We start from the raw sequence: 23,887 nt of genomic DNA on the forward strand, positions 1-23,887 counted from the left end.
ATGAGGCGCCGGGGAGGGAAATGAGCTCGGTTCTGTACCAGAAGGTGGTCAAGAGCTTCGGCGCGCTCAACGTGCTGCGATCGCTCGACCTTGCGGTGCCGGACCACAAATTCCTCGCCCTGCTCGGCCCGTCGGGCTGCGGCAAGACGACGGCGCTGCGCATCCTGGCTGGGCTCGACATGCCGACCGCCGGCAAGGTCTTTATCGGCGAACGCGACGTCACCCGGCTGCAGCCGCGCGACCGCGACATCGCCATGGTCTTCCAGAGCTACGCGCTTTATCCGCAGATGACGGTCGCCGAAAATATCGGCTATCCGCTGTGGATACGCGGCACGCCCGAAGCCGGGCGAAAGGCCAAGATCGGCGAGGTCGCCGCCGTGCTCGAGATCGGCCATCTGCTCGACCGCCGTCCGCGCCAGCTCTCGGGCGGACAACGCCAGCGCGTCGCGCTGGCCCGCGCCATCGTGCGCGACCCGGCGGCCTTCCTGATGGACGAGCCGCTGTCCAATCTCGACGCAAGACTGCGGCTCACCATGCGCGGCGAGATCAAGCGGCTCTGCCAGCGCCTCAGCGCCACCACCATCTATGTCACCCACGACCAGGTCGAAGCCCTGACGATGGCCGACTTCGTCGCCGTCATGCATGGCGGCGAGCTGCAGCAGATGGCGCCGCCCATCGAGATATACGACCGCCCGGCGAACCGTTTCGTCGGCACCTTCGTCGGCAATCCGCCGATGAACATTCTGCCGGCAGCGCTTTGCGAGCAAGGCATCATCGTGGCCGGCAAGGTCGTCCCACTGGACGCCGCGCGGCTTGCTGCCTGCCGCGCCTCCTCCGTCGCCGAAATCGGCCTCCGGCCGGAGGACTGCAGCGCTGCCGGTGTCGGCACACCCGATGCCCTGCCCGGCGAAATCTACGTCGTCGAACCGATGGGCAACGAGACGCTGGTCAATGTCCGCCTCGAAGGCGGCAACGTCTCGGTCCGGGCCGGCCGCGATTTCAGGGGCGTGGTGGGTGAAAGCATCGGCGTCGCCTTCGACCCGGCGAACGCCTGTTTCTTCAATTCGGACGGCCTGACAGCCGTCCACAGGGTCAACAACAATGGGAGAGTGACATGATGCATTCAAGCAGACTTACTCGCCGCTCCGTCATCAAGGGTGGGCTTGGCCTGGCCTTAGCGACCACCGCCCTCACCACGCTTGGCCTGCCGATGCCTGCCCGCGCCGCCGGAAAGAAGGTGATCATCGGCGCCTTCGCCGATGGCGGCCTGACGCCGTTCAAGGAAAAGATCATCCCGCTGGCCAAGGAGCAGGGCTTCGACATCCAGTTCCTCGAGGACGAATACGGGGTGACGCTTGAGAAGTGGTTCGCCGACGCCCAAAGCGGCGCCGGCCAATATGACCTTTACCTGCTCGACGACCCATGGGTGCCGCAGTTCGGCGCCGCCAACGTGCTTGAGGATCTTGGCGCCGGAGGCATCGATGGGTCGGACAAAGACTGGATCGGCGCGATGATCGACATGGGCTATTGGCCGCCGCAGAAGGGGCCGCGCGTCAAGGGCTTCGAGAACGCCAAGCCAACGTTGATCTGCGTGCCCTTCGTCGGCGACCTGCAGACGCTGACCTATCGCAACGACGTCTTCACCGGCGGTGCGCCCAAGACCTGGGACGAGGTGATCGCCAAGGGCAAGGAAGGCGTCGCGGCCGGCAAGATCAAATACCCGGTCGTCTTCCGCGGCGTTTCCGGCAACCCGATCGTCACCAGCTGGTATCCGGTCTTCCTGTCGTTCGGCGGCTCGTTCTTCGACGACAAGTGGAACCCGATCTTCAATTCGGCCGAAGGCAAGGCCTCGGCCGATTTCTTCGTCGGCACGATGAAGCAGAACGCGCCGAGCGGCGTGGTCGAGTTCGACTCCGACCAAGAGGGCGCGGCGATCCTCGGCGGGGAGGCAGGGGCGATCATCCAATATTCGGGCAACGCATTGAAGGCGGACGACCCCGCCCAGACCAAGGTGGCCGGCAAGCTCGATTTCGGCGTTGTGCCCAAGCAGGAAAAGGCGATCGCCCAGATGGGCATCTTCATCGCCGGCGTGCCGAAATCAGCGCCCAACAAGGCGAATTCGATCGAGTTCCTGAAGTGGTACGTCAGCGCCGAAACTCAGGCCAAGCTCTCGGAGGCGGGCTCGATCCCGGTCAAGCGCAGCGCCTTCGGCATCGCCAAGCCCGGCAACCGACTGATACCGGTCGCCCTGCAGCAGCTCGACGCCGGCGCGCTGCCGCGGCCGCGCACCCCCGACTGGGCGAAGGTCGAGGAACTGCTCGGCATCGAGCTCAACAAGGCTTTGCAGGCCGGCTCCGGCGGCGGTGCGGCCCTGGACACGGCGGCCAAGCAGGTCAAGGACTATCTGACCACGGCCGGGTACTACTGATGCACACCGGCATGCAGGCACGCAAATATCGCCTGCAGGGGGCGGGGCTCGACCTCGCTCTCCCCTATCTCATGCTGGCGCCGGGCCTGACGATCGTGCTCGGCGTGCTCGTCTACCCGCTCTGGGACGGGCTGCGCGCCAGCACCAGGGCTTACCGCTACGGCTCGCCGGTCTCCCATGTCGGCTTCCGGAACTATGTGCAGCTTTGGAGTGACGCACAGTTCCTGAATTCGCTGTGGGTCACCGTCAAGTTCGTGGCGCTGTCGGTTTCGATCGAGGCAGTGCTGGGCTTCGCGCTTGCCTTGTTCTGCCTGCACGAATTCCGCGGCATTCGGCTGCTCAGGACGGTGCTGATCATTCCCATGGTGATCACGCCGGTCGTCGTCGCCATCCTGTTCAGGCTGATCTACGCCAGCGATGCCGGCATGCTGACGGCGCTCTCAGAGGCCATGGGCGGCGGCGGGGTCCAGATCCTCGGAAACCCGCTCAATGCCTTCATCGGCCTTGTCGTGCTCGACGTCTGGGAGTGGACGCCGCTGATGTTCCTGATCCTGCTCGCCGGCCTGCAGTCGCTGCCGCACGAGCCGTTCGAGGCGGCGCGCGTCGACGGCGCCGGGTCCTGGCGCGTCTTCGCCGATCTCACCTTCCCGATGATGCGGCCGGTGCTGGCGGTCGCCATCGTGCTCCGCACCATCGATGCCTTCGGCACCTTCGACCAGGTTTTCGTGCTGACCCGGGGCGGGCCGGGCGAAGCGACGAGGCTGATCTCGATCTATGGCTACGACACCGCTTTCAAATTCCAGCAGACCGGATACGCGGCGGCGCTGTTCGTGACGATCGGCCTCGTCGTGCTCGCGCTGGCCTTCAGCGCCATCAGGCTCCTGCGCAGGATCGACGCGTCATGAGCACCCGCCTGGCGCGCATCCTCACCACCATTTTCGTGCTGGCAGTGGTGCTGCTGCCGATCTACTGGCTGGTGTCCACCTCGCTCAAGTCCAACCGCGAGATCACGCAGGAAGGCACCCTCTATCCGCATGTGCCGACGCTCGACAATTACGTCAGGCTGTTCACCGAAAAGCAGTTCGGCTCCTACCTGACGAACTCGGTGGTGGTCACCTTCTTCTCGGTCGCGATAGCGCTGGTCTTCGGCGCGATGGGCGCCTACGCGATCGCGAGGTTCCGCCTGCCATTCGCCGCGGAGCGCAAGATCGGTCTCTTCCTCCTGACACTGCGCATCATCCCGCCGGTGGTGATCCTGATACCCGTCTATCTCTTGATGCTGAGCCTCGGGCTGCTCGACAGCTGGCTCGGCCTGATCGCCACCTACACCGCCTTCAACGTCACCTTCTGCGTCTGGATGATGGAGAGCTTCTTCCGCGAGATCCCGGTCGACCTCGAGGAGGCGGCCATGGTGGACGGCGATTCACGCTTCGGCGCCTTCCGCCGCATCACGCTGCCATTGGCGGCACCAGGGCTCGCGGCCACCGCGATCTTCGCCGTGCTGGTCACCTTCAACGAATTCCTTTTCGCGCTGGCGCTGACCGCGACGCCGCGGGCGATGACCATGCCGCGCGGCACCGCCACACTCATCGGGCGCATCGATACCGACTGGGCCTCGATGGCGGCCGCCGGCGTCATCGGCGCGTTGCCGATCGTCTTCTTCGCACTCCTGGTGCAGCGGCATCTGGTGCGCGGGCTGACCATGGGCGCGGTGAAATGATTGCCGCTCGGATACACGAACCGGCCGGCAGCGCTGGAGCGGCCTGATGAGAAAGTCGAACGCATGATGGATGTTTGTCTGTTCGGGGTGGGGCTGATCGGCCGCGTGCATGCGAGCAATCTCGCGCGCCACCCGAAGGTGCGGCTGCGCTACGTCGTCGATCCCAATCGCGAGGCGGCCGAGAAGGTCGCCGCCGTAACCGGCGCCGAGATCGTGGACACCGAAACCGTTATGAACGATCCGGCAGTGAAAATGGTGTTCATCGCCTCGGCCACGCGCACGCACGCGGAGCTTGCCATGGCAGCGGCGGCAAAGGGCAAGGCGATCTTCTGCGAGAAACCGATCGACCTCGACCTCAAGCGCACGGACGAGTGCCTGGCCGCTGTGGCGAAAGCCGGCGTGCCGTTCCAGATCGGCTTCAACCGCCGCTTCGATCCGAGCTTCCGGGCGCTGAAGGAGCGCCTCGACGGCGGCGAAATCGGCGCCGTCGAGCAGGTCATCATCACCAGCCGCGATCCCGAACCGGAGACCGAGGAAGCGCTGGCGGGAGGCGGCGGCGTCTTTCGCGAGATGACCATCCACGATTTCGATATGGCGCGGAACATGCTTGGCGAAGAGCCTGTGGAGCTCTTCGCGACCGGCTCCTCGCTTGTTGCGCCGCAATACAGGAAGCTCGGCGATTACGACACGGCGATGTTCATCCTGCGAACGGCATCCGGCCGGCAATGTCACATCAACAACAGCGTCAGGGCCGCCTATGGCTATGACCAACGCATCGAGGTGCACGGCGCCGACGGCATGCTGCAGGCCGGCAACCGGCTGCCGACCTCTGTGGAAATGTACGGCGGCAAAGGCATAGCGCGCGACAAACCCTATTACTTCTTCGTCGAACGCTATGCCGAGTCCTACGCCGCCGAGATCGATCACTTCATCACCTGCGTCGAGACGGGCAGGAGTCCGGCAGTCACGGCCAGCGATGGGCGCAAGGCCATGATCCTTTGCGAGGCGGCGCTTGCGTCGGCTCGGTCCGGCAGGTTCGAACCGGTGAAACTCTAAGCGGATGGTGTGAAGGCAAGCGGGAGTCCCGAAATGAAGATTGGCATGATCACGGACAGCCTCGGCAACCTGTCCTTCGACGAGATGCTGCGCGCCTCGGCCGATCTCGGGCTGGAGACGCTGGAGTTCGCCTGTGGCAACTGGTCGTCCGCGCCGCATATCGACCTTGCGGCGATGCTGGACAGTGCCGCGATCCGAACCGAATTCGTCGCCAAGGTTCGCGACCATGGGCTGACGATCGCGGCGCTCAACTGCTCCGGCAACCCGCTGCATCCGGGACCGCAGGGCAAGCAGCATCGCCAAGTGACCGAGGACACGATCCGGCTGGCGAGCCTGATGGGCATCGACCGGGTGGTGATGATGTCCGGGCTGCCAGGCGGCCCGGGCGATGCCAACCCCAACTGGATCATCACCGACTGGCCGCCCGAATGCGCCGACATCCAGCGCTACCAGTGGGACGATTGCATCGTCCCGTATTGGCGCGATCTCGTCGGATTTGCGAACAATCTGGGCATCAGGAAGCTTTGCCTGGAACTGCATGGACATCAGGCCGTATACAATGTCCAGACGCTGTTCCGGCTGCGCGATGCGGTCGGCGAGACGGTCGGCGCCAACTACGATCCGAGCCATCCGATGTGGATGGGCGCCGATCCCATTGCCGCCGTGCGCAAGCTTGGCTCGGCCATCTACTATGTCCACGCCAAGGACACACGCATCGAACCGATACCGGCGGCCGTCGACGGCACGCTCGATGCGCGCCCGCCAAATCAGTTTGCCGAAAGGGCCTGGAATTACATCACGCTGGGCTACGGCCACGGCGAGACCTGGTGGCGGCAGTTCTGCACCGCGCTGAAGCAGGCCGGCTATGACGACGTGCTGTCGATCGAGCATGAGGACATGATGCTGTCGCCGATGGAAGGCATGCGCAAATCCGTGGCGCTGCTGCGCAACGTCGCTATCAACCTGGCCTGAATGCTCAGATCCGGTCCTGCATTGGTAGGTGATCGCCGCCCGTTCCGGCGGCCTCGATGGCCGGCAGGCTCACCTCACATCGACCCAGCGCTGCTCGTGGAACGAACGGGCCATGGCATGCACGGTGCGCTCGATCTCCAGCCCCTCGTCGAAGTCGATGATGCGGGCCGGCTTGCCGGCAATGCGCATCAGGAGCTCGCGGCATTCGATCATCTTGAGGTCGTTGAAGCCGAGGCCATGGCCAGGCGCCGGCAGGAAGGAATCGTAGGGCTTGTGGTGCGGCGCCACCAGGATGGTTCGGTAGCCCTGCTCGGTCGGCCGATCGGCGGTGAGGTAGAGTTGAAACTCGTTCATCCGCTCCTGGTCGTAGAGGATCGAGCCCTTCGAGCCGAAGATCTGGATGGCGATGCGGCCCTTGCGGCCCCAGGCCGAGCGGTTGACCAGCAGCGAGCCGGCAACGCCGTTCTCGAGATGCATCAAGACGCTGGCGATGTCATAGGTCTCGACCGCGCGGCGGGCGCCGGAAGCGGTCTTGCGGTCGGCATAGGGTTTGACCATGTCGCACATGACGCGCGAAACGCGGCCGAACAGCGCCCTGATCAGCGACAGCGGATGCACGGCGAAATCGTCGAGCGCGCCGTAGCCGGACGAAGCCTCGTGCTTCCAGAAGAACAGCGCTTCCGGGTCGGCCATGAAGTCCTCGTCCATCTCGATGCGCACGAGGTTGACGTCGCCGATGATCTTTTCCTCGAGCAGCGCGCCGATATGACGGATGGCGGGGTTCTGGATGTAGTTGTAGCCGAGCACGGCGACCTTGCCGGATGTCCTCGCGGCCTTCGCCATCGCCTCGGCCTCGGCGAAACTCGGCGCCATAGGCTTCTCGCACCACAGATGCTTGCCGGCTTCGAGAACGGCGATCGCCATTTCCGGGTGGAACTGGTTCGGCGTGGTCAACGAGACGATCTCGACATCCGGATCCTCGACCACGGCGCGCCAGTCGCCGGAGCCTTTTGCGAAGCCGAACTCGGCAGCTTTGCGTTTGGCAAGCTCGTCATTCACCTCGCCCAGATGCACTAGTTTCGGCTTGTCGACATCGGGAAAGACGGTGCCCACCGCGTTCCAAGCGATGGCGTGGCACTTGCCCATGAAGCCAGTGCCGATGAGGCCCACTCCGACCATGTCGATTGTCTCCAGGATAAAGGAAAGTATGCGTGGATGAATTAGTCTATTTTGATAAAGAATGGAATATCTAAATCATTTTTTATGGTGTTCTTGCGCGAACTCGCTATGATGAGGCAGGAGAGAGACAAACCTTATGAGCGTGGGCGGAGCGACGATGGACGAACGGGTGCCTCGCGATTTCGAAACGCTGCGCGCGACGATCCTGGACAGACGCGCGAGCCTGCCCAAGCGCATCGCGCAGATCGCCGCCTATGCGCTCGACAATCCCGACGACATCGCCTTCGGCACGGCGGCGAGCATCGCCGCCTCGGCCGGCGTGCAGCCCTCGACGCTGATCCGTTTTGCCCAGCAGCTCGGCTTCGACGGCTTCACCAGCCTGCAGCAGGTTTTCCGCGAGCGTCTGCGCGAGCGCAACTCCTCTTATGACGAGCGGCTGGCGGCGTTGCGCGCCAAGGCCGAGGAAGGCCGCGGGCATCGGGCGATCTTCGACGGCTTCGTCGCCGCCGCCAGCACCTCGCTGGGCGACATTTCGCGCTCGCTCAACGATGCCCATTTCGAGGAGGCGGTGGCGCTCCTGGCTAAGGCCGAGACAATCTATGTGCTGGCCAAGCGCCGCTCCTATCCGGTGGCGTCCTACATCGCCTATGCGCTGGGCAAGCTCAAGATCCGCAACCAACTGGTGGAATCGGCCGCGGGGCTGAACGCCGAGATGATCGGCTTCGCCACGCCGCGCGACGCCGTCATCGCCATCAGCTTCTCGCCTTACGCGCCGGCGACCATCGAGGAGACGCGCTCGATCGCCGAGCAGGGCGTGCCGATCGTGGCGATCACCGACTCGTCCTTCTCGCCGCTGGCGCAATTCGCCAAGGTCTGGTTCGAGGTCGCCGAGGCCGATTTCGGCGGCTTCCGCTCGATCTCGGCGACGATGGCGCTGGCCATGGCGCTGACTGTCGCCGTGGGCGAGAAACGCCGCGAGACCGGGCGCCGACGCAAGGGCTGAGCCTCCCAGACGAGCGCTTTTCGGTTCGGGAATGCTCATTCCATATTGACTGTAGATTGGAATTAATATTTCATATTGACGACACCACGCCGTCGCCGGCGCGTGCTGTCCAAAACAAACGCTGCTCTGCACAACAAGGCCGATGGGAGGTTCGAATGGGCGAAGCCGTGGAAGGGAAATACCCGCCGCTCGACGTCATCACCATAGGCCGCGCCTCGGTCGATCTCTATGGCCAACAGATCGGCTCGCGGCTGGAGGACATCACCTCTTTCGCCAAATCCGTCGGCGGCTGCCCGGCCAATATTTCCGTCGGCACGGCAAGGCTCGGCCTGCGCTCCGCGCTGCTCACCCGCGTCGGCGACGAGCAGATGGGCCGCTTCATCCGCGAGCAGCTTCGGCGCGAGGGCGTCTCGGTCGACGGGCTGAAGACCGACAAGGAGCGGCTGACGGCGCTGGTGCTGCTCTCGGTTGAAAGCGAAGGCGTCTCGCCGATGATTTTCTATCGTTCGGACTGCGCCGACATGGCGCTGGCCGAGGAGGATATCGATGAGGCCTTCATCGCCTCGGCGCGCTCGGTGGTCGTCACCGGCACGCACTTCTCGCGGCCGAATTCCGATGCCGCGCAGCGCAAGGCGATCCGCCTGATGAAGGCCCGTGGTGGCAAGGTTGTCTTCGACATCGACTATCGCCCGAACCTTTGGGGCCTTGCCGGGCATGCCGAGGGCTTCGAGCGCTATGTCAAGTCGGACCGCGTCTCGGCGCAGCTGAAGACCGTGCTGCCGGATTGCGATCTCATCGTCGGTACCGAGGAAGAGATCATGATCGCCTCGGGCGCCGACGATTGCCTGAGCGCGCTGAAGACGATCCGCGCGCTGTCCTCGGCCACCATCGTGCTCAAGCGCGGCGCCAAGGGCTGCATCGTCTATGACGGCCCGATCAGCGAGGACCTCGAGGACGGCATCCTCGGCAAGGGTTTTCCGATCGAGATCTACAATGTGCTCGGAGCCGGCGACGCCTTCATGTCGGGGTTCCTGCGCGGCTGGCTCGGCGGCGAAAGCTTTGCCACCGCCGCGACCTGGGCCAATGCCTGCGGCGCCTTCGCGGTGTCGCGCCTGCTCTGCGCGCCGGAATATCCGACCTTCGAGGAGCTGCAGTTCTTTTTGAAGCATGGCAGCAAGCATCTGGCGCTGCGCAAAGACGAGGCGATCAACCACGTCCACTGGGCAACCACGCGCCGACGCGACATTCCCTCGCTGATGGCTTTGGCCTGCGACCATCGTGTGCAGTTGGAAGACGTTGCCGCCAAGGTCGGGGCCGACGTTGCGCGCATCCCCGATTTCAAGGTGCTCACCGTCAAGGCGGCGGCAAAGGTCGCCGCCGGCCGCGACGGTTATGGCATGCTGATCGACGAAAAATATGGCCGCGACGCCATGTTCGAATTCGCCCGCCATCCCTTCGCCTGGCTCGGCCGCCCGGTCGAGCTTCCGGGATCGCGGCCGCTGCGTTTCGAGTTTTCGCAGGATATCGGCTCGCAGCTCACCGAATGGCCTGTCGACCATTGCATCAAATGCCTGTGCTTCTATCACCCGGACGATCCGGAAGCACTGAAGAGCGAGCAGCAGCAGAAGCTGCGTGCTTTGTTCGAGGCGGCGCGGAAAGTCGGCCGCGAACTGCTGGTCGAGATCATCGCCGGCAAGCATGGCAAGCTCGACGACACCACCATTCCGCGCGCACTGGAAGAGCTTTATGCGCTGGGCATCAAGCCCGACTGGTGGAAGCTCGAACCGCAGGCATCGGCAGGCGCCTGGGCGAAGATCGAACAGGTGATCGTCAGGAACGATCCTTGGTGCCGTGGCGTGGTGCTGCTCGGGCTGGAAGCGCCGCAGGACGAGCTGGTGGCGGCGTTTGCCGCCACCGCCAATGCGCCGATCGTCAAGGGATTTGCCGTCGGCCGCACCATCTTTGTCAACGCCGCCGAACAATGGCTGGCCGGCAGGATGTCGGATGATGAGGCGATCGCCGACATGGCCGCGCGCTTCGAGCAGTTGACCGAGGCATGGCTTGCCGCGCGCGGCCGCAAAGCCGCATAACAAGACCGCTGAAGGACTGCGGAGGAGACACCATGAGCAAGACAATCCGCCTGACGATGGCGCAGGCGCTGACCCGCTTCCTCAGCCGGCAAATGACCGAGATCGACGGGAAGAAGGTGCCGATCTTCGGCGGCGTCTGGGCCATCTTCGGCCATGGCAATGTCGCCGGCATCGGCGAGGCGCTCTACCAGGTCCGCGACGAGCTGCCGACCTTCCGCGCCCATAACGAGCAGGCGATGGCTCACGCAGCGATCGCCTATGGCAAGGCGAATTTCCGCCGCCGCTTCATGGCCGCGACCAGCTCGATCGGTCCCGGCGCGCTCAACATGGTGACGGCGGCCGCGCTCGCGCATGTAAACCGGTTGCCCGTCCTGTTTTTGCCGGGCGATGTCTTCGCCAACCGCCTGCCCGACCCGGTGCTGCAGCAGGCCGAGGATTTCTCCGACGGCACCGCTACCGTCAATGACTGCTTCCGCCCGGTATCGCGCTATTTCGACCGCATCACGCGGCCGGAGCAGATCATCCCGGCACTGAATCGCGCCATGCAGGTGCTGACCGATCCGGCCGAATGCGGCCCGGTGACGCTTTCGCTCTGCCAGGACGTGCAGGCCGAAGCCTATGATTATCCCGAAAGCCTGTTCGCCGAGCGCGTCTGGACACCGCGCCGGCTCCGCCCGGACCGCAACGAGCTGGCGGCAGCCGTCGCGGCGCTGAAGGGCGCCGAGAAGCCGCTGGTGATCGCGGGCGGCGGGGTGCTGTATTCGCAGGCTTCGGACGAGCTCGCCAAGCTGGTGCAGGGCGCCGGAATTCCGGTCTGTGAGACCCAGGGCGGCAAATCCTCGTTGCCCGACGACCATCCGCTCAACATGGCGGCGGTCGGCGTCACCGGCACGTCGGCCGCCAACCGGCTGGCGGAAGAGGCCGATGTCGTGCTAGCGGTCGGCACCAGACTGCAGGATTTCACCACCGGCTCCTGGGCGCTGTTCAAGAATGCCGGCCGCACCATTATTGGCCTCAATACCCAGGTCTTCGACGCCGGCAAGCATTGGGCGCTGCCGCTGGTCGCCGACGCGGCCGAAGGGCTTGCCGAGCTGTCCGCCGCGCTGAAGGGCTGGAAGGCGCCGGCCGCGTGGACCGACAATGCATTGAAGGGCAAGACGGAGTGGCAGGCCGCCGCCGCCAAGGTGACGGCCTCGACCAACGCCGCCTATCCGTCCGATGCGCAAGTGATCGGCGCCGTGCAGCGCGCCATGGGCTCGGGCGTCACGCTGCTGCATGCCGCGGGCGGTCTGCCCGGCGAATTGCACAAGCTCTGGCAGGCCGGCGCGCCGGGCTCCTACCATGCCGAATACGGCTTCTCGACCATGGGCTACGAGATCGCCGGCGGGCTCGGCGTCAAGATGGCGAAGCCCGACCAGGAGGTGGTCGTCATGGTCGGCGACGGCTCCTATCTGATGCTCAATTCCGAGATCGCCACTTCGGTGATGCTTGGCCTGAAGCTCACCATCGTTTTGCTCGACAATCGCGGCTATGGCTGCATCAACCGGCTGCAGATGGCGACCGGCGGCGCCAACTTCAACAACCTCTTGAAGGACGCCCGCCACGAGGTGATGCCTGACGTCGACTTCGCCGCGCACGCGGCAAGCTTAGGTGCCGTGGCCGAGAAGGTAGCGTCGATCGCCGAGCTGGAGACGGCACTGGCCAAGGCGAAGAAGAACGACAAGACGACGGTGCTGGTCATCGACACCGACCCGCTGGTCTCGACCGAGGCGGGCGGCCATTGGTGGGATGTCGCCGTGCCGGAAGTCTCGTCGCGACGCGAAGTCAATGCCGCGCGCAAGAAATACGAGGAAGCCGTGGGCAGCCGTCAGGGCTGAACCGGCTCGCAACGAACCGACATTGGAGTGACGACTTGAAAGCCAAACTGGGCATGTCCCCCATCGCATGGTGGAATGACGATCTCGTGGAGTTGAGCGATGATGTGTCGCTGGAGGAATGTTTGCGCCAGTCGCGCTCGGCCGGCTTCACCGGTATGGAGATGGGCCGCCGCTTCCCCAATGATCCGAAGGTGATGCTGCCGATCCTGAAGGAGGCCGACGTCACGCTTTGCGGCGGCTGGTTCTCAGGCACGCTTGTCAACGAGGACATCTCCCGGAACAAGGACCGCATCCAGCCGATGATCGACCTGTTCAAGGCGGTCGATGCGCCCTGCATCGTCTATGGCGAGGTCGGCCGGTCCATCCAGGGCGACCGCTCCAAGCCTCTGGCCACCAAGCCGAAACTTTCCGCCGACGAGATGAAGGCTTACGGCCGGCGCGTCACCGAGTTCGGCGAGTGGTGCGCTGAGCAAGGCATGCCGCTCTCCTACCATCACCACATGGCGGCGGTGGTCGAGACCGAGCCGGAGCTCGACGCCTTCATGCGCAACTCCGGCGAAGGCATTCCGCTGCTGCTCGATGCCGGCCATCTCGCCTTTGCCGGCGGCGACGTGCTGCGCGCCATTGACAATCACCACAAGCGCATCAACCACGTCCATGTGAAGGATGTTCGCATGGGCGTGATCGACAGGCTCGACCGCACGAAACAGTCCTTCCTCGACGCCGTGGCGCTCGGCGCCTTCACGGTGCCGGGCGACGGCTCACTCGACTTCGGGGCGATTGTCCAGCGTTTCGCCGATCATGGCTATGAAGGCTGGTTCGTGGTCGAGGCCGAGCAGGATCCGAAGAAGAACCCGCCGCTCAAGATGGCCCAGGTCGGCCACAAGGAACTTATGCGGGTGATGACGGCCGCCGGCTATACGGTCGAGACGCAGGGTTTTCCGGCCTGAGCAGTGGATTAGTCGGGGCGCCCGGTTTATCCGTTGTGCTTTGGGCAAATCCTGGATTGGCGCGATGAAAGACTATGAGCATCCCTTCTTCCGGCCGCTGTGGCGCCGTATCGCGGTCGTCGCGGTCTGCCTAGTCTGGTCGGTGATCGAATTCGCGTCCGGCACGCCGTTCTGGGGCGTCATTGCGCTGGGCTTCGCCGGCTATGCCGTGTGGCAGTTTTTCTACCTCTATAAGCCGATTGAGGAGAACAAGGCCGAACCCGGACCGAAGGAGTGACTAATCCATGGCTCAGAAGCGTCTACGGATCGGATACTGCGTGCATGGCGGATCGCATGCGTTGGCGATTAGCCGAAACGCCCCTCGCTTCGTCATCCTAGGGCGGAGCAAGGAGCGCAGCGACGTAGCGCAGACCCTAGGATCCATTCCGTGACTTCGAAGCAGCCGCTGCGGTACAGAATTCTGCTCCGCAGCGCCCTTCGATTGAGGTAACGGCATGGATTCTAGGGTCTCCGCGACGGAGCTGCGCTCCTGCTTCGCCCTAGAATGACGAAGTTTGGAGGCCTCGGCCAATCTCGAAGGTTGTGCTGGTTCTGTCAGCCGGCAAGATCTTTGATCCGCAACCAACGAAGGCCAACGGAATAGGAGAGACAAAAATGTCGAAACTGCTCGTCAAGGCCGACAAGGGCCACGGCCATGTCGCTCACGTCACGCCGCAAAGCGCCGGCTGGACCTATGTCGGTTTCGACCTGCATCGGCTTCGTCCGGGCGAGACGGTGTCCGGCAAAACCGGCGAGCGCGAGGTCTGCCTGGTGTTCGTCACCGGCAAGGGCAAGGCATCGGCCGGCGGCAAGGATCTCGGCCTGCTCGGCGAGCGCATGTCGCCCTTCGAAGGCAAGCCGTGGTCGGTCTATGTGCCGCAAGGCGCCGACTGGTCGGTGACCGCCGGTACCGAGCTGGAACTCGCCGTCTGCTCGGCGCCCGGCTTAAGCGGCGGCCTGCCGGTGCGCGTCATCGGACCTGACGATCTCGGCCAGGAGGTGCGCGGCAAGGGCACCAACACGCGCTACGTCACCAACATCCTGCCCGAGGGCAAGCCGGCTGATTCGCTGCTGGTGGTCGAGGTGATTACGCCCGGCGGCCACACGTCGAGCTACCCGCCGCACAAGCACGACCAGGACAATCTGCCGGCCGAATCCTATCTCGAGGAGACCTATTATCACCGCCTCAACCCGCCGCAGGGCTTTGCCTTCCAGCGCGTCTACACCGATGCCGACCGCAACGGCGTGCGCGAGCTGGACGAAGCGATGGCGATCGAGGACGGCGATGTCGTGCTGGTGCCCAAGGGCTATCACCCTTGCGCCGCGTGCCACGGCTACGATCTTTATTACCTCAACGTCATGGCCGGACCGAAGCGGACGTGGAAATTCCACAACGCGCCCGAGCATGAATGGCTGATGAAGGCCTGATCGGCACGCCGCCAAAGCCGTTGGTCCAGCCCCTGAAAAATCGTCGGCTAACGAGCTCTGTGCTGGACTTGCCTTCGAAAACCCATGAAAGCTTCGTCAATCCGTCATGGAAATCACCTATGGCAGCGGTTCCGGTGCATGTCGCCGCAAGCGCTCCGGCGTTTGGGCCACGACTTGCCAAGACAATGACTTGAAGCGCGTCGCATATTCCTTTGGGGCGCGCAGCGCGCTTGACGAGGAACGCCCATGCGCTACGCGATCTACTACACCCCGGGGCAGGACGAGAAGCTGGCGCGCATTGCCGCCAACTGGCTGGGCCGCGACCCGTTCGGCGCGGCGACGCGGCCGGTCGAGGCCGTGGGCGATCTTTCGGCCGCGGAAGTCGCTTTCCATACTGCCTCTGCCCGGCGCTACGGATTCCATGCGACGCTGAAAGCCCCGTTCCGGCTGGCGCCGAACGAGACGGAAGCTTCGCTGCGCGCCGCGCTCGACGCTTTCGCCGAGGCGACGCCGCCTGTGATCATCCCGCGTCTCGTCGTCGGCCAGATCGACGGCTTTTTCGCGCTGGTGCCGGAAACGCAGTTTGCGCCACTCAACGATTTCGCCGGCGAGGTGGTGCGCGCCTTCGATCCGTTCCGCGCGCCGCTGACGGAGGCCGAGATCGAGCGCCGCAGTCCCGATGCGCTGAAGCCGGACGAGTTCCGCAACCTCTGCCAATGGGGTTATCCTTACGTCTTCGACACGTTCCGCTTCCACATGACGCTGTCGGGGCGGGTCGGGCCACAGGAAAGCCCACGTCTTCGTGCAGCGATCGACGGCCTGTTCGCCGATGTGCTGCGGCAGCCGGTGCCGGTGGATGCGCTGACATTGTTCGTCGAAAGCGAGCCCGGCGCCCCGTTCATGGTGCTTTCCCATCATGCGCTTGGCCGCAGGCCTGCCCGCAAGACCGCATAGGGCGGATCAGCGGAAACGCTGAACCGCCCCATCTTTTTGTTTACGCAATTTCGGACGGAAAACCGCAAAGCACTTTTCCTGGAATTGCTCTGAAACGACTGCTTGAGATAGGACCGCCCGAGATGACCGCCGAAACCGTTCTCACCAATGCCCGCATCGTGCTGCCCGATGAAATCGTCGAGGGCTCGCTGTTGTTGCGCGATGGCCTGATTGCCGCCGTCGAGCCGGGTGCCGTCCGCGCCGGCGAGGATATGGGCGGCGACTACATCATCCCGGGCCTTGTCGAGCTGCACACCGATCACCTCGAGGGCCATTACGCGCCGCGTCCGAAAGTGCGCTGGAACCCGATCGCCGCCGTGCTTGCCCATGACGCCCAGGTCGCCACCGCCGGTATCACGACGGTGCTCGACGCCTTGCGCGTCGGCATGGACGAGGATGCCGACCTGAAATCCGACGATGTTCGCAAGCTAGCCGACGCGATCGAGGACAGCGTGCGCCAGGATCGGCTCAGGGCCGACCATTTCATCCACCTGCGCTGCGAGGTCTCGGCGCCGGACTGCCTCGAGGCTTTCGCCAATTTCGAGACCGACGAGCGGGTTAAGCTCGCCTCGCTGATGGATCACGCGCCCGGACAGCGCCAGTTCGTCAACCTCGAGACCTATGCCTACTACTACCAGCGCAAACTGAAGCTGACGGACCGCGACTTCCAGAAATTCTGCGAGAAGCGGATGGCCGAATCGGCCCGCAATTCCGGTCCGAACCGGGTCTTCATCTCGGCCGCCTGCCAGGAGCGCGGCATCGTGCTGGCGAGCCATGACGACGCGACCGCCGGCCATGTCGACGAAGCGATCGAGCAGGGCGTGCGCGTCGCCGAGTTCCCGACGACGCAAGAGGCGGCCAAGGCCTCGAAAGCCGCAGGCCTCGGCGTGCTGATGGGCGCGCCAAACGTCATGCGCGGCGCCTCGCATTCCGGCAATGTCTCGGCGCGCACGCTTGCCGCCGACGGCCTGCTCGACATCCTGTCATCCGACTACATCCCCTTCAGCCTGATCCAGTCGGCCTTCTTCCTCGGCGATGTCGTCGACGGCATCTCGCTGCCGCAGGCGGTCGCGATGGTCTCGAAGAACCCGGCCGAAGCGATCGGCCTCGCCGACCGCGGCGTCATCGAGCCCGGCCGCCGTGCCGACCTGGTGCGGGTGCGCGTCGACGACCATGTGCCGGTCGTGCGTACCGTTTGGCGTCAGGGCGGCCGGGTAGCATGATGATGGTCTCAGCTCTCATCGAGCGCGAGCTGGCCGACAGCCTGCCGATCCGCAACGGCGTCTTCGTCGCGGTGGTGGGGCCGAGCGGCGCCGGCAAGGACACGGTGATCGGCTACGCCAAGGCGCGCTTTGCCGGCGCGACGCGGCTGGAATTCGTGCGCCGCGTCATCACCCGGCCGAGCGACACGGCAAGCGAGGACCACGATACGCTGGCCGATGCCGCCTTTGCCGAGGCGGAGGCCGACGGCGCCTTCTCGCTGTGCTGGGACGCGCATGGCCTGCGCTATGGCCTGCCGGCCGATGTCGATTGGGCCGTGGCCAATGGTCATGTAGCCGTGGCGAATGTCTCCCGCGCGGTCATCCCGGCGCTGCGCGAGCGCTACGCCAATCTGGCCGTGGTCGAGATCACCGCCACGCCGGAAATCCTCGCCGAGCGGCTGGCGGCGCGCGGCCGTGAATCGCGCGGCGAAGTGCTAGCCCGCCTGGCGCGCAGCACCAGCGTCAAGCTGACGGGACCGGACGTGACCTCGATCGACAACAGCGGCGACAAGGAAATCGCCGGCGAACGCTTCGCCGAGGTGCTGCGCAAGGCGATGGCGTTCTCGGATCTGTCGGACATGATCTAAGACCTTCTCCTTCTCCCCTTGTGGGAGAAGGTGGATCGGCGCGCAGCGCCGAGACGGATGAGGGGTGTTGGAAGGATCGCTGCGATGACGAAATGAGCGCTGTGCGCATCCTATTCTTCAGCGCCTCGCTCCGTCCAGCACCCCTCATCCGGCCGCTTCGCGGCCCCCTTCTCCCACAAGGGGAGAAGGGGGCGCAGCGCTTCACTTATTGAAGTTGGCGATGAACTGCTTGAACTGCGGCGTCGGCGGCCTGGCGAACATCTCCTTCGGTTCGCCGGCCGAATCCACCTCGCCCTTGTGCAGGAACATCACCTTGCTCGACACGTCGCGGGCAAAACCCATCTCATGCGTGACGACCAGCATGGTGCGCCCTTCTTCTGCCAGCGAGCGCATGACGCGCAGCACCTCGCCGACCAGTTCCGGATCGAGCGCCGATGTCGGCTCGTCGAACAGCATCACCTTCGGATTCATCGCCAGAGCGCGGGCTATTGCCGCGCGCTGCTGCTGGCCGCCCGACATATGCGGCGGATAGTAGTTGCGGCGCTCCCATATGCCGACGCGCTTCAGCAATGCCTCGGCCTGCTCCAGGCACTCCGCGCGCGGCCGCTTCAGCACATGCGTCGGCGCGGCGACGAGGTTTTCCAGCACGGTCATGTGCGACCAGAGGTTGAAGCTCTGGAACACCATGGCGAGATTGGCGCGGATCCGCTCCACCTGGCGGATGTCGGCGGGCATCTGGCGGCCGTCGCGACCCCGCTTCATTTTGATGAGCTCGCCGTCGACCCGCACTTCGCCGGAATCCGGGGTCTCCAGGAGATTGATACAGCGCAGCATCGTGCTCTTGCCGGAGCCCGAGGAGCCGAGGATGGAAATCACATCGCCCTTGTGGGCCTCAAGCGAAATGCCCTTGAGCACCTCATGATCGCCGAAGCACTTGCGCAGATTCTTGACGCTGATGGCGGGCGTCTCGTCGGAGGACGGCGCGGCTCTCGCGGCAGCGGCGACATTTGCCGACATCACAACACCTCCGGTACGGGTTTGACTTGCTGGCCCTGCTCGGGCGGGGCACGCAGATGCGGCGAAAGCCGGTGCTCGACCCAGGCGAACAGCCGGGCGATCGACAGGTTGAGCAGCAGGTAGATCACGCCGGCGCAGGTCAGCACCTCGATCGGCCGGAACGTGTCATGCTGGATCTTCTGCGCCGTTCCCATCATCTCCATGATGGTGACCACGGACGCCAGCGCGGTTGCCTTGGTCATGAGGATGATTTCGGTCGAATAGGCCGGCAACGCAAGCCGCAGCGCGATCGGCAGCGTGACGAGGCGGAAGCGGGTGAAGGCCGACATGCCGAACGCCTTGGCCGCCTCGATCTGGCCGACAGGCACCGCGCGTAGCGCGCCGCGGAAAATCTCGCTCTCATAAGCCGCGGTATTCAAGGCCATCGCGACGATGGTGCAGTACATCGGATCGCGCAGGATCGGCCACAGGATCGGGCTGTGGCGCACGAAGTCGAACTGGGAGAGCCCGAAATAGACTAGATAAAGCTGCACCAGCAGCGGCGAGCCGCGGAAGACGAAGACGTAGGCGCGGGTGAAATACTCGCCCGATTTGTAGCCGGAAGCCCGCAGCCAGGTCAGGCCGGTGGCGATGATGAGCCCGAAGGCGATGCCGAAGAACCAGATCTCGAGCGTCAGCGGCAGCGCCTTCAGCACGCTCCACATGGTTGAAAGGTAGAAGTCGAAATCCACCGCCACCTCTTATTTCGGCCGTGTGAAGCTTCGGGAGGTGTAACGCTCGGCTTTGTCGAAGATCGGCGTCGAGATCGAGGTCATCGCCAGATAGAGGATGCCGGCGAGCGTGTAGAAAAGCAGCGAATGATGCGTCGAGCGCGCCGCCTTGTTGGCCGTCAGCATCAGCTCGGCGACGCCGGTGACCGAGATCAGCGCCGAGTCCTTGATGGTCAATTGCCAGACATTGCCCAGCCCCGGCACCGCGAGACGCAGGACCTGCGGCATGATCACGAGGCGAAAACGCAGCCAGGCCGACATGCCGTAGGCACGCGCCGCTTCCAGCTCGCCGCGATGGATCGCCAGGAACGAGCCGCGAAAAACCTCGGCCTGATAGGCGCCGGAAATGATGCCGACCGCGAGAACGCCGCCAAGGAAACTCGGCATGTTCAAAATATCGGCCGAGCCGATCGATCCGGTCGAGCGCGCCACGCCGGTCAGGATCTGGGTGCCGCCATAGTAGAACAGGTAGATGATCAGGAGTTCCGGTTCGCCGCGGAAGACGGTGGTGTAGCTCTCGCCGATGAACCTCAATCCGCCGCGATGCGAAAGCTTGGCCGCCGCCACCAGCGAGCCGAGCACGGCACCAATCAGCATCGAGACGACGGTGACGGCGAGCGTCCAGGCGATGCCCCAGAGCAGTTGCACGCCCCAGCCGGCGGCCAACAGCTCATAGGCCGTCGAAACCTGATCCTTGAGATCGTTGAGAAACTCCACTTACGGCTCCTGCGGGCGCCGAGATAGGCATCGACGTATATGCTCAATGCAAAACGGGAGCAGCCTTGGCTGCTCCCGTTGCGACATTACTTGGTAATGTCGATCTTGAACCATTGCATGGAATATTTCGCCACCGAACCGTCATCGAGCGCGGCCTTGAGCGCCTTGTTGTAGATGTCCTGCAGGTCCTTGTCGGTCTTGCGGAAAGCGGCGCCGATGCCCGGTCCGAGGATCGGGCCACCCTTGAATTGTGGGCCGACGAATTCCAGGTCTTTCGCATCGGGCTTGGCCAGCGTGCCGAGGAAATAGGTGGTGTCGGCGAAGGCGACGTCGATGCGGCCCGCCATCAGGTCGAGGTCGTGCTCGTCGGTGGTCTTGTATTCATGGACGTTGGCGACATCCTTGAGATATTTGTCGGCGAATGTCGCCTCCGTGGTCGAGACCTGCAGGCCGACATTCTTTCCGGTGAGCTCCTTGCGCAGCGTGTCGAGCGCCGCCTTGGATTCGGCGTCGTCCTTCGAGAGATCGATCATCTTGCCGGTGTTGGACATCTGCGCCAGCGGGCCGTTCTTGTCGGCCAGGAAAGCCACCGGCGAAGAGGCATAGGGGATCGAGAAGTCGATGGTCTTCATGCGCTCTTCGGTGATCGACATGCCGTCCATGACGATGTCGAACTTGCCGGCCGTGAGACCGGGAATGACGCCATCCCAATCCTGCGCGACGATGCTGCATTCCAGCTTCGCGCGGGCGCAGACGTCGTTCAGGATGTCTACCTCGAAGCCGACGATCTTGCCGCTGGCGTCGGTCTGGTTCCACGGGGCGTAGGAGCCCTCCATCGCGACTGTCACGGTCTTCCAGTCCTTGGCCATAGCCGGGGTCGAGCAGGTCAACGCCAGCGCGGCGAACGCGATCCAACGTGATGATGTCACGGTAATTTCTCCCATATTTTGTTCTTGGATCCCTCAGATACCATTTGCTTAGCCCAGCCCCGATTCTGCGACAAGGGCTGTTTTCCGGTTCACGCGTTGTTGCAATCCGCCCACGAATCCGGCCCTGCCCGCGGCTTCACCGCGAGCATCGATCCAATCGGAACCCGGTCCGATGTGGACGGAAGAGCGAGACTACTCCGCCGGCGCGCCGGCGATGCCCCTGCGCGACGCCTCCAGCATCCGGCGCCGGGCGCGGAAGACGCCCCATTGCTGGTCGACCAGCACGCCGATCAGGATCACGCCGCCCATCACCGCGAAGTTGAGCGAGGAAGGAATGCCGAGCAGGTTGACGAGGTTCTGCAACTCCTGCAGCAGCACGGTGCCGAGGACAGCACCGACGAGCGACCCTTCGCCGCCGCGCAGCGAGAAGCCGCCCAGCACCGCCGCCGCAATGGCATAAAGCTCATAGAACTGGCCGTGACTCGCCGGCGAGATCGAGCGCGTGTACATGGCGAAATAGATCGCCGACAGCGCCGTCAGCACGCCGCAGATGACATAGGCGGCGATGATCACCCGGCCCGTGCGGATGCCGGAATATTTCGCCGCTTCCTCGTTCTTGCCGATCGCATAGAGATAGCGGCCGAAGACCGAGCGGTGCAGCACCACCCACATCACGATGGCGATGACGATCAGCGCGATGAAGCTGTTCGGCAGGCCGTAGGAGCGGCCCGCGGTCAGGAACTCGAGCGTCGGGAAGTTCTGCCCGAAGGCGAAGCCGGCCGTGCCGTCGGCGGTATAGAAGCGCGCCACGCCGCGATAGATGAGCAGGCCGCACAGCGTCACCACGAAAGGCTGCAGTTTGAGCCGCGTGATCAGCCAGCCATGCACGAAGCCGATGACAGCGCCGAGCGCGAGGATCAGCACGAAGGCCAGCGGCCAGCTCACCTCGCGCACCGCGATGAAGTCGATGAACAGCGTGCCGAGCAGGGCGATCACCGAGCCGACCGACAATTCGATGCCGCCGGTGATGATGACGAAGGCCTGGCCGATCGACAGGATGCCGAACAGAGCGACCAGGTTGGAAGTGTTGGCGAGATTGATCGCCGACAGGAAGCGCGGGTTGATGGCCGTCACCACCGCGCCGACCACCAGGATCAGGATCAGCAGGCCGAGATCTTTCTTGCTCATTGCGCTCCTCCCGCCGCCTGCAGCAGTTTCGGCTTCTTGCCGACCGCCAGCAAGAGCACGTTCTCCTGGCTGAAATCGTCCTTATCGAGGATGCCGGAGATCTGCCCCTCATGCATGACCGCGATGCGGTCCGACACGCCGATCACTTCTTCCATGTCGCTGGAAATCATCAGCACGGCGACGCCGGCATCGGCGAGCGCCCGCATCAGCCCGTAGATCTCCGCCTTGGCGCCGATGTCGATACCGCGCGTCGGCTCGTCCAGGATCATCACCTTGGGGTTCATCGCCAGCCATTTGGCCAGGACCACCTTCTGCTGGTTGCCGCCCGACAGCGTGCCGGTGCGGGTGAGCACCGACGGCGCCTTTATGCCGAGGTTCTTCTTCTGCTTTTCGGCCGTCGCGAGCTCGGCGCCGACCGAGACCAGCGAGCGCCTGGCATGGGCCGGCAGGTTGGGCAATGAAATGTTCTGCGCGATCGACAGGTCCAGCAGTATGCCGGTGAGCTTGCGGTCCTCCGGCACAAGGAAGATGCCATTCGCCACCGCATCCGCCGCCGATGTCACATTCAGCGGCTTGCCGTCGAGCGTGACGCTGCCGGCCAACCGCTCTTCGATGCCGAACAGCACGCGCGCCAGCTCCGTGCGGCCGGAGCCGACCAGGCCCGCCAGGCCGAGGATCTCGCCGCGTTTCAACTCCAGACTGACCGGCCGGTCCGGATAGGTGCTGGTGCGGATCGCATCCGCCGACAGGGCCACGCTACCCGGCGCGCGGGCGGCCTCGCCGGCCTTCTCGCGCTCCTTCAGCATGCGGCCGATCATCAGCCTGACCATCTCGTCGTGATTGATGTGGCTCTTGGGAAGGGTGCCGGCCAGCGTGCCGTCGCGCAGCACTACGACGCGGTCCGCGACGCGCTCGATCTCATGCAGCCGGTGCGAGATGAAGATGACGCTGATGCCTTGCGCCTTCAGGCCCTTGATGACGTCGAGCAGCTTTTCGGTTTCCGCCATCGGCAGGCTGGAAGTCGGCTCGTCGAGGATGACAAGGCGCGCCTTGATCGACAGCGCCTTGGCGATCTCGACCATCTGCTGCTGCGCGAGCGACAGCGACGCCACCGGCGCGTCGGCCGAGAAATTGGCGCCGACGCGCTTTAGCAGCGGCGCCACCATCTCGCGCAGTTTCGCGCGGTCGACCAGCCTCAGCGGCCCGGCACGCAGCGGCTCGCGGCCGAAGAAGATGTTGGCGGCGACGTCGAGATTTTCGAAGAGGTTCAGTTCCTGGTGCACGAAGGCGATGCCGGAGCCGATGCTATGCTCGACGGTCAGCGCGTCATGCGCCGCGCCGTCGACGGTGATGGTGCCGCTGTCCGGCCGCGTCACGCCGCCGAGGATCTTCATCAGCGTCGATTTGCCGGCGCCGTTTTCGCCGACCAGGCCTATGACCTCGCCGGGCCGGACCTCCATCGAGAATCTGTCCAGCGCCACAACGCCCGGATAGGTCTTGCGCACGGCCTCGAGGCTCAGGAACGGAGCGGTGGTCGGTTGAGTGGAATCGGTAGAGGTCATCACGCCATAGTTTACCGCACGGGGCAACAGCCGGTGGCCACAGACTGACGGGCCTTGGCGGGTCCGTCAATACGAACGCCGGCTCAAGGCGAACCTTGAGCCGGCGCAACTGTGCTGAGC

22 protein-coding genes are annotated in these 23,887 nt (G+C 64.5%); 15 read left to right on the forward strand and 7 right to left on the reverse strand.

Translation table 11 applies throughout. The annotated features are described in order from the left end of the window. Positions 1–20 precede the first annotated feature (20 nt). The 6 genes from LB552_RS20105 (at position 21) to LB552_RS20130 (ending at position 6,176) form a co-directional block, all read left to right on the forward strand. Positions 21–1,118: an ABC transporter ATP-binding protein gene (locus tag LB552_RS20105; RefSeq protein WP_224609689.1), complete on the forward strand. Its 1,098-nt coding sequence runs from the start codon at positions 21–23 to the stop codon at positions 1,116–1,118. Then, a complete protein-coding gene (locus LB552_RS20110; RefSeq protein ID WP_224551448.1) occupies positions 1,115–2,428 on the forward strand; it encodes an extracellular solute-binding protein in 1,314 nt (437 codons plus the stop codon). Before LB552_RS20105 ends, LB552_RS20110 begins: the two co-directional genes overlap by 4 nt. Next, on the forward strand, positions 2,428–3,333 hold the full coding sequence (locus LB552_RS20115; protein ID WP_224609691.1) for a carbohydrate ABC transporter permease: 906 nt from the start codon (positions 2,428–2,430) through the stop codon (positions 3,331–3,333). Before LB552_RS20110 ends, LB552_RS20115 begins: the two co-directional genes overlap by 1 nt. Next, on the forward strand, positions 3,330–4,148 hold the full coding sequence (locus LB552_RS20120; protein WP_095768049.1) for a carbohydrate ABC transporter permease: 819 nt from the start codon (positions 3,330–3,332) through the stop codon (positions 4,146–4,148). Before LB552_RS20115 ends, LB552_RS20120 begins: the two co-directional genes overlap by 4 nt. 63 nt (positions 4,149–4,211) lie before the next feature. Next, complete coding sequence (iolG, locus tag LB552_RS20125; protein ID WP_224609693.1) at positions 4,212–5,204, forward strand: inositol 2-dehydrogenase; 993 nt, start codon at positions 4,212–4,214, stop codon at positions 5,202–5,204. 33 nt (positions 5,205–5,237) lie between these two features. Next, positions 5,238–6,176, forward strand: coding sequence for a sugar phosphate isomerase/epimerase family protein (locus tag LB552_RS20130; protein WP_224609695.1), 939 nt, complete (start codon positions 5,238–5,240; stop codon positions 6,174–6,176). A gap of 69 nt (positions 6,177–6,245) precedes the next feature. On the opposite strand, the gene LB552_RS20135 is transcribed toward LB552_RS20130, so the two are convergent. Then, a complete protein-coding gene (locus LB552_RS20135; protein WP_224609696.1) occupies positions 6,246–7,355 on the reverse strand; it encodes a Gfo/Idh/MocA family protein in 1,110 nt (369 codons plus the stop codon). 157 nt (positions 7,356–7,512) lie between these two features. On the opposite strand from LB552_RS20135, the gene LB552_RS20140 reads away from it, so the two are divergent. The 9 genes from LB552_RS20140 to phnN all read left to right on the forward strand — a co-directional run bounded on the left by LB552_RS20140 (position 7,513) and on the right by phnN (position 17,584). Continuing rightward, entirely contained in the window at positions 7,513–8,358 is an 846-nt protein-coding gene (locus tag LB552_RS20140) for a MurR/RpiR family transcriptional regulator (protein ID WP_181174827.1), read from the forward strand. A 155-nt stretch (positions 8,359–8,513) separates the two neighbouring features. After that, complete coding sequence (locus LB552_RS20145; RefSeq protein WP_224609697.1) at positions 8,514–10,448, forward strand: bifunctional 5-dehydro-2-deoxygluconokinase/5-dehydro-2-deoxyphosphogluconate aldolase; 1,935 nt, start codon at positions 8,514–8,516, stop codon at positions 10,446–10,448. A 32-nt stretch (positions 10,449–10,480) separates the two neighbouring features. Then, positions 10,481–12,325, forward strand: coding sequence for a 3D-(3,5/4)-trihydroxycyclohexane-1,2-dione acylhydrolase (decyclizing) (gene iolD / locus LB552_RS20150; protein ID WP_224609698.1), 1,845 nt, complete (start codon positions 10,481–10,483; stop codon positions 12,323–12,325). Positions 12,326–12,360: 35 nt separating this feature from the next. Continuing rightward, the gene (gene iolE / locus LB552_RS20155; protein WP_224525906.1) at positions 12,361–13,275 is read left to right on the forward strand and encodes a myo-inosose-2 dehydratase; all 915 of its coding nucleotides are present in this window, start codon (positions 12,361–12,363) and stop codon (positions 13,273–13,275) included. Between the two features lie 64 nt (positions 13,276–13,339). Beyond that, the gene (locus LB552_RS20160) at positions 13,340–13,552 is read left to right on the forward strand and encodes a DUF3329 domain-containing protein (RefSeq protein WP_095768043.1); all 213 of its coding nucleotides are present in this window, start codon (positions 13,340–13,342) and stop codon (positions 13,550–13,552) included. A 377-nt stretch (positions 13,553–13,929) separates the two neighbouring features. Next, positions 13,930–14,742, forward strand: a complete 813-nt coding sequence (iolB, locus tag LB552_RS20165; protein WP_224609700.1) for a 5-deoxy-glucuronate isomerase — start codon at positions 13,930–13,932, stop codon at positions 14,740–14,742. A 246-nt stretch (positions 14,743–14,988) separates the two neighbouring features. After that, a complete protein-coding gene (locus LB552_RS20170; protein ID WP_224609702.1) occupies positions 14,989–15,696 on the forward strand; it encodes a DUF1045 domain-containing protein in 708 nt (235 codons plus the stop codon). 122 nt (positions 15,697–15,818) lie between these two features. Then, entirely contained in the window at positions 15,819–16,958 is a 1,140-nt protein-coding gene (locus LB552_RS20175; protein WP_224609704.1) for an alpha-D-ribose 1-methylphosphonate 5-triphosphate diphosphatase, read from the forward strand. Beyond that, positions 16,958–17,584 carry a phosphonate metabolism protein/1,5-bisphosphokinase (PRPP-forming) PhnN gene (gene phnN, locus LB552_RS20180; RefSeq protein WP_224609706.1) on the forward strand — a complete coding sequence of 209 codons (627 nt, stop codon included), beginning with the start codon at positions 16,958–16,960 and terminating at the stop codon, positions 17,582–17,584. Before LB552_RS20175 ends, phnN begins: the two co-directional genes overlap by 1 nt. A 201-nt stretch (positions 17,585–17,785) precedes the next feature. On the opposite strand, the gene LB552_RS20185 is transcribed toward phnN, so the two are convergent. The 6 genes from LB552_RS20185 to LB552_RS20210 all read right to left on the reverse strand — a co-directional run bounded on the left by LB552_RS20185 (position 17,786) and on the right by LB552_RS20210 (position 23,767). After that, a complete protein-coding gene (locus tag LB552_RS20185; RefSeq protein ID WP_224609708.1) occupies positions 17,786–18,601 on the reverse strand; it encodes an ABC transporter ATP-binding protein in 816 nt (271 codons plus the stop codon). Then, positions 18,601–19,332 (reverse strand): ABC transporter permease, encoded by a 732-nt coding sequence (locus LB552_RS20190; RefSeq protein ID WP_224609710.1) that lies wholly within the window; start codon positions 19,330–19,332, stop codon positions 18,601–18,603. The genes LB552_RS20185 and LB552_RS20190 overlap by 1 nt, the downstream gene beginning before the upstream one ends. A gap of 9 nt (positions 19,333–19,341) precedes the next feature. After that, positions 19,342–20,088 carry an ABC transporter permease gene (locus LB552_RS20195; protein WP_224609712.1) on the reverse strand — a complete coding sequence of 249 codons (747 nt, stop codon included), beginning with the start codon at positions 20,086–20,088 and terminating at the stop codon, positions 19,342–19,344. Between the two features lie 86 nt (positions 20,089–20,174). After that, positions 20,175–21,017, reverse strand: coding sequence for a transporter substrate-binding domain-containing protein (locus LB552_RS20200; protein WP_224609714.1), 843 nt, complete (start codon positions 21,015–21,017; stop codon positions 20,175–20,177). Positions 21,018–21,209: 192 nt separating this feature from the next. Continuing rightward, positions 21,210–22,205 carry an ABC transporter permease gene (locus LB552_RS20205; protein ID WP_224609716.1) on the reverse strand — a complete coding sequence of 332 codons (996 nt, stop codon included), beginning with the start codon at positions 22,203–22,205 and terminating at the stop codon, positions 21,210–21,212. Then, a complete protein-coding gene (locus tag LB552_RS20210) occupies positions 22,202–23,767 on the reverse strand; it encodes a sugar ABC transporter ATP-binding protein (RefSeq protein WP_224609718.1) in 1,566 nt (521 codons plus the stop codon). Before LB552_RS20210 ends, LB552_RS20205 begins: the two co-directional genes overlap by 4 nt. Positions 23,768–23,887 lie beyond the last annotated feature (120 nt).

Source organism: Mesorhizobium sp. CA7, from assembly GCF_020165015.1.
Lineage (GTDB): Bacteria > Pseudomonadota > Alphaproteobacteria > Rhizobiales > Rhizobiaceae > Mesorhizobium.

Excerpts from the sequence above, each read along its gene's own strand:
- iolB (WP_224609700.1), top strand. The coding sequence starts at position 13,930 with ATGTCGAAACTGCTCGTCAAGGCCGACAAGGGCCACGGCCATGTCGCT.
- phnN (WP_224609706.1), top strand. The coding sequence starts at position 16,958 with ATGATGGTCTCAGCTCTCATCGAGCGCGAGCTGGCCGACAGCCTGCCG.
- LB552_RS20205 (WP_224609716.1), bottom strand. The coding sequence starts at position 22,205 with ATGAGCAAGAAAGATCTCGGCCTGCTGATCCTGATCCTGGTGGTCGGC.
- LB552_RS20140 (WP_181174827.1), top strand. The coding sequence starts at position 7,513 with ATGGACGAACGGGTGCCTCGCGATTTCGAAACGCTGCGCGCGACGATC.
- iolG (WP_224609693.1), top strand. The coding sequence starts at position 4,212 with ATGATGGATGTTTGTCTGTTCGGGGTGGGGCTGATCGGCCGCGTGCAT.
- LB552_RS20105 (WP_224609689.1), top strand. The coding sequence starts at position 21 with ATGAGCTCGGTTCTGTACCAGAAGGTGGTCAAGAGCTTCGGCGCGCTC.
- LB552_RS20110 (WP_224551448.1), top strand. The coding sequence starts at position 1,115 with ATGATGCATTCAAGCAGACTTACTCGCCGCTCCGTCATCAAGGGTGGG.
- iolD (WP_224609698.1), top strand. The coding sequence starts at position 10,481 with ATGAGCAAGACAATCCGCCTGACGATGGCGCAGGCGCTGACCCGCTTC.
- LB552_RS20135 (WP_224609696.1), bottom strand. The coding sequence starts at position 7,355 with ATGGTCGGAGTGGGCCTCATCGGCACTGGCTTCATGGGCAAGTGCCAC.
- LB552_RS20175 (WP_224609704.1), top strand. The coding sequence starts at position 15,819 with ATGACCGCCGAAACCGTTCTCACCAATGCCCGCATCGTGCTGCCCGAT.
- LB552_RS20185 (WP_224609708.1), bottom strand. The coding sequence starts at position 18,601 with ATGTCGGCAAATGTCGCCGCTGCCGCGAGAGCCGCGCCGTCCTCCGAC.
- LB552_RS20130 (WP_224609695.1), top strand. The coding sequence starts at position 5,238 with ATGAAGATTGGCATGATCACGGACAGCCTCGGCAACCTGTCCTTCGAC.
- LB552_RS20160 (WP_095768043.1), top strand. The coding sequence starts at position 13,340 with ATGAAAGACTATGAGCATCCCTTCTTCCGGCCGCTGTGGCGCCGTATC.
- LB552_RS20145 (WP_224609697.1), top strand. The coding sequence starts at position 8,514 with ATGGGCGAAGCCGTGGAAGGGAAATACCCGCCGCTCGACGTCATCACC.
- LB552_RS20210 (WP_224609718.1), bottom strand. The coding sequence starts at position 23,767 with ATGACCTCTACCGATTCCACTCAACCGACCACCGCTCCGTTCCTGAGC.
- LB552_RS20115 (WP_224609691.1), top strand. The coding sequence starts at position 2,428 with ATGCACACCGGCATGCAGGCACGCAAATATCGCCTGCAGGGGGCGGGG.
- LB552_RS20120 (WP_095768049.1), top strand. The coding sequence starts at position 3,330 with ATGAGCACCCGCCTGGCGCGCATCCTCACCACCATTTTCGTGCTGGCA.
- LB552_RS20170 (WP_224609702.1), top strand. The coding sequence starts at position 14,989 with ATGCGCTACGCGATCTACTACACCCCGGGGCAGGACGAGAAGCTGGCG.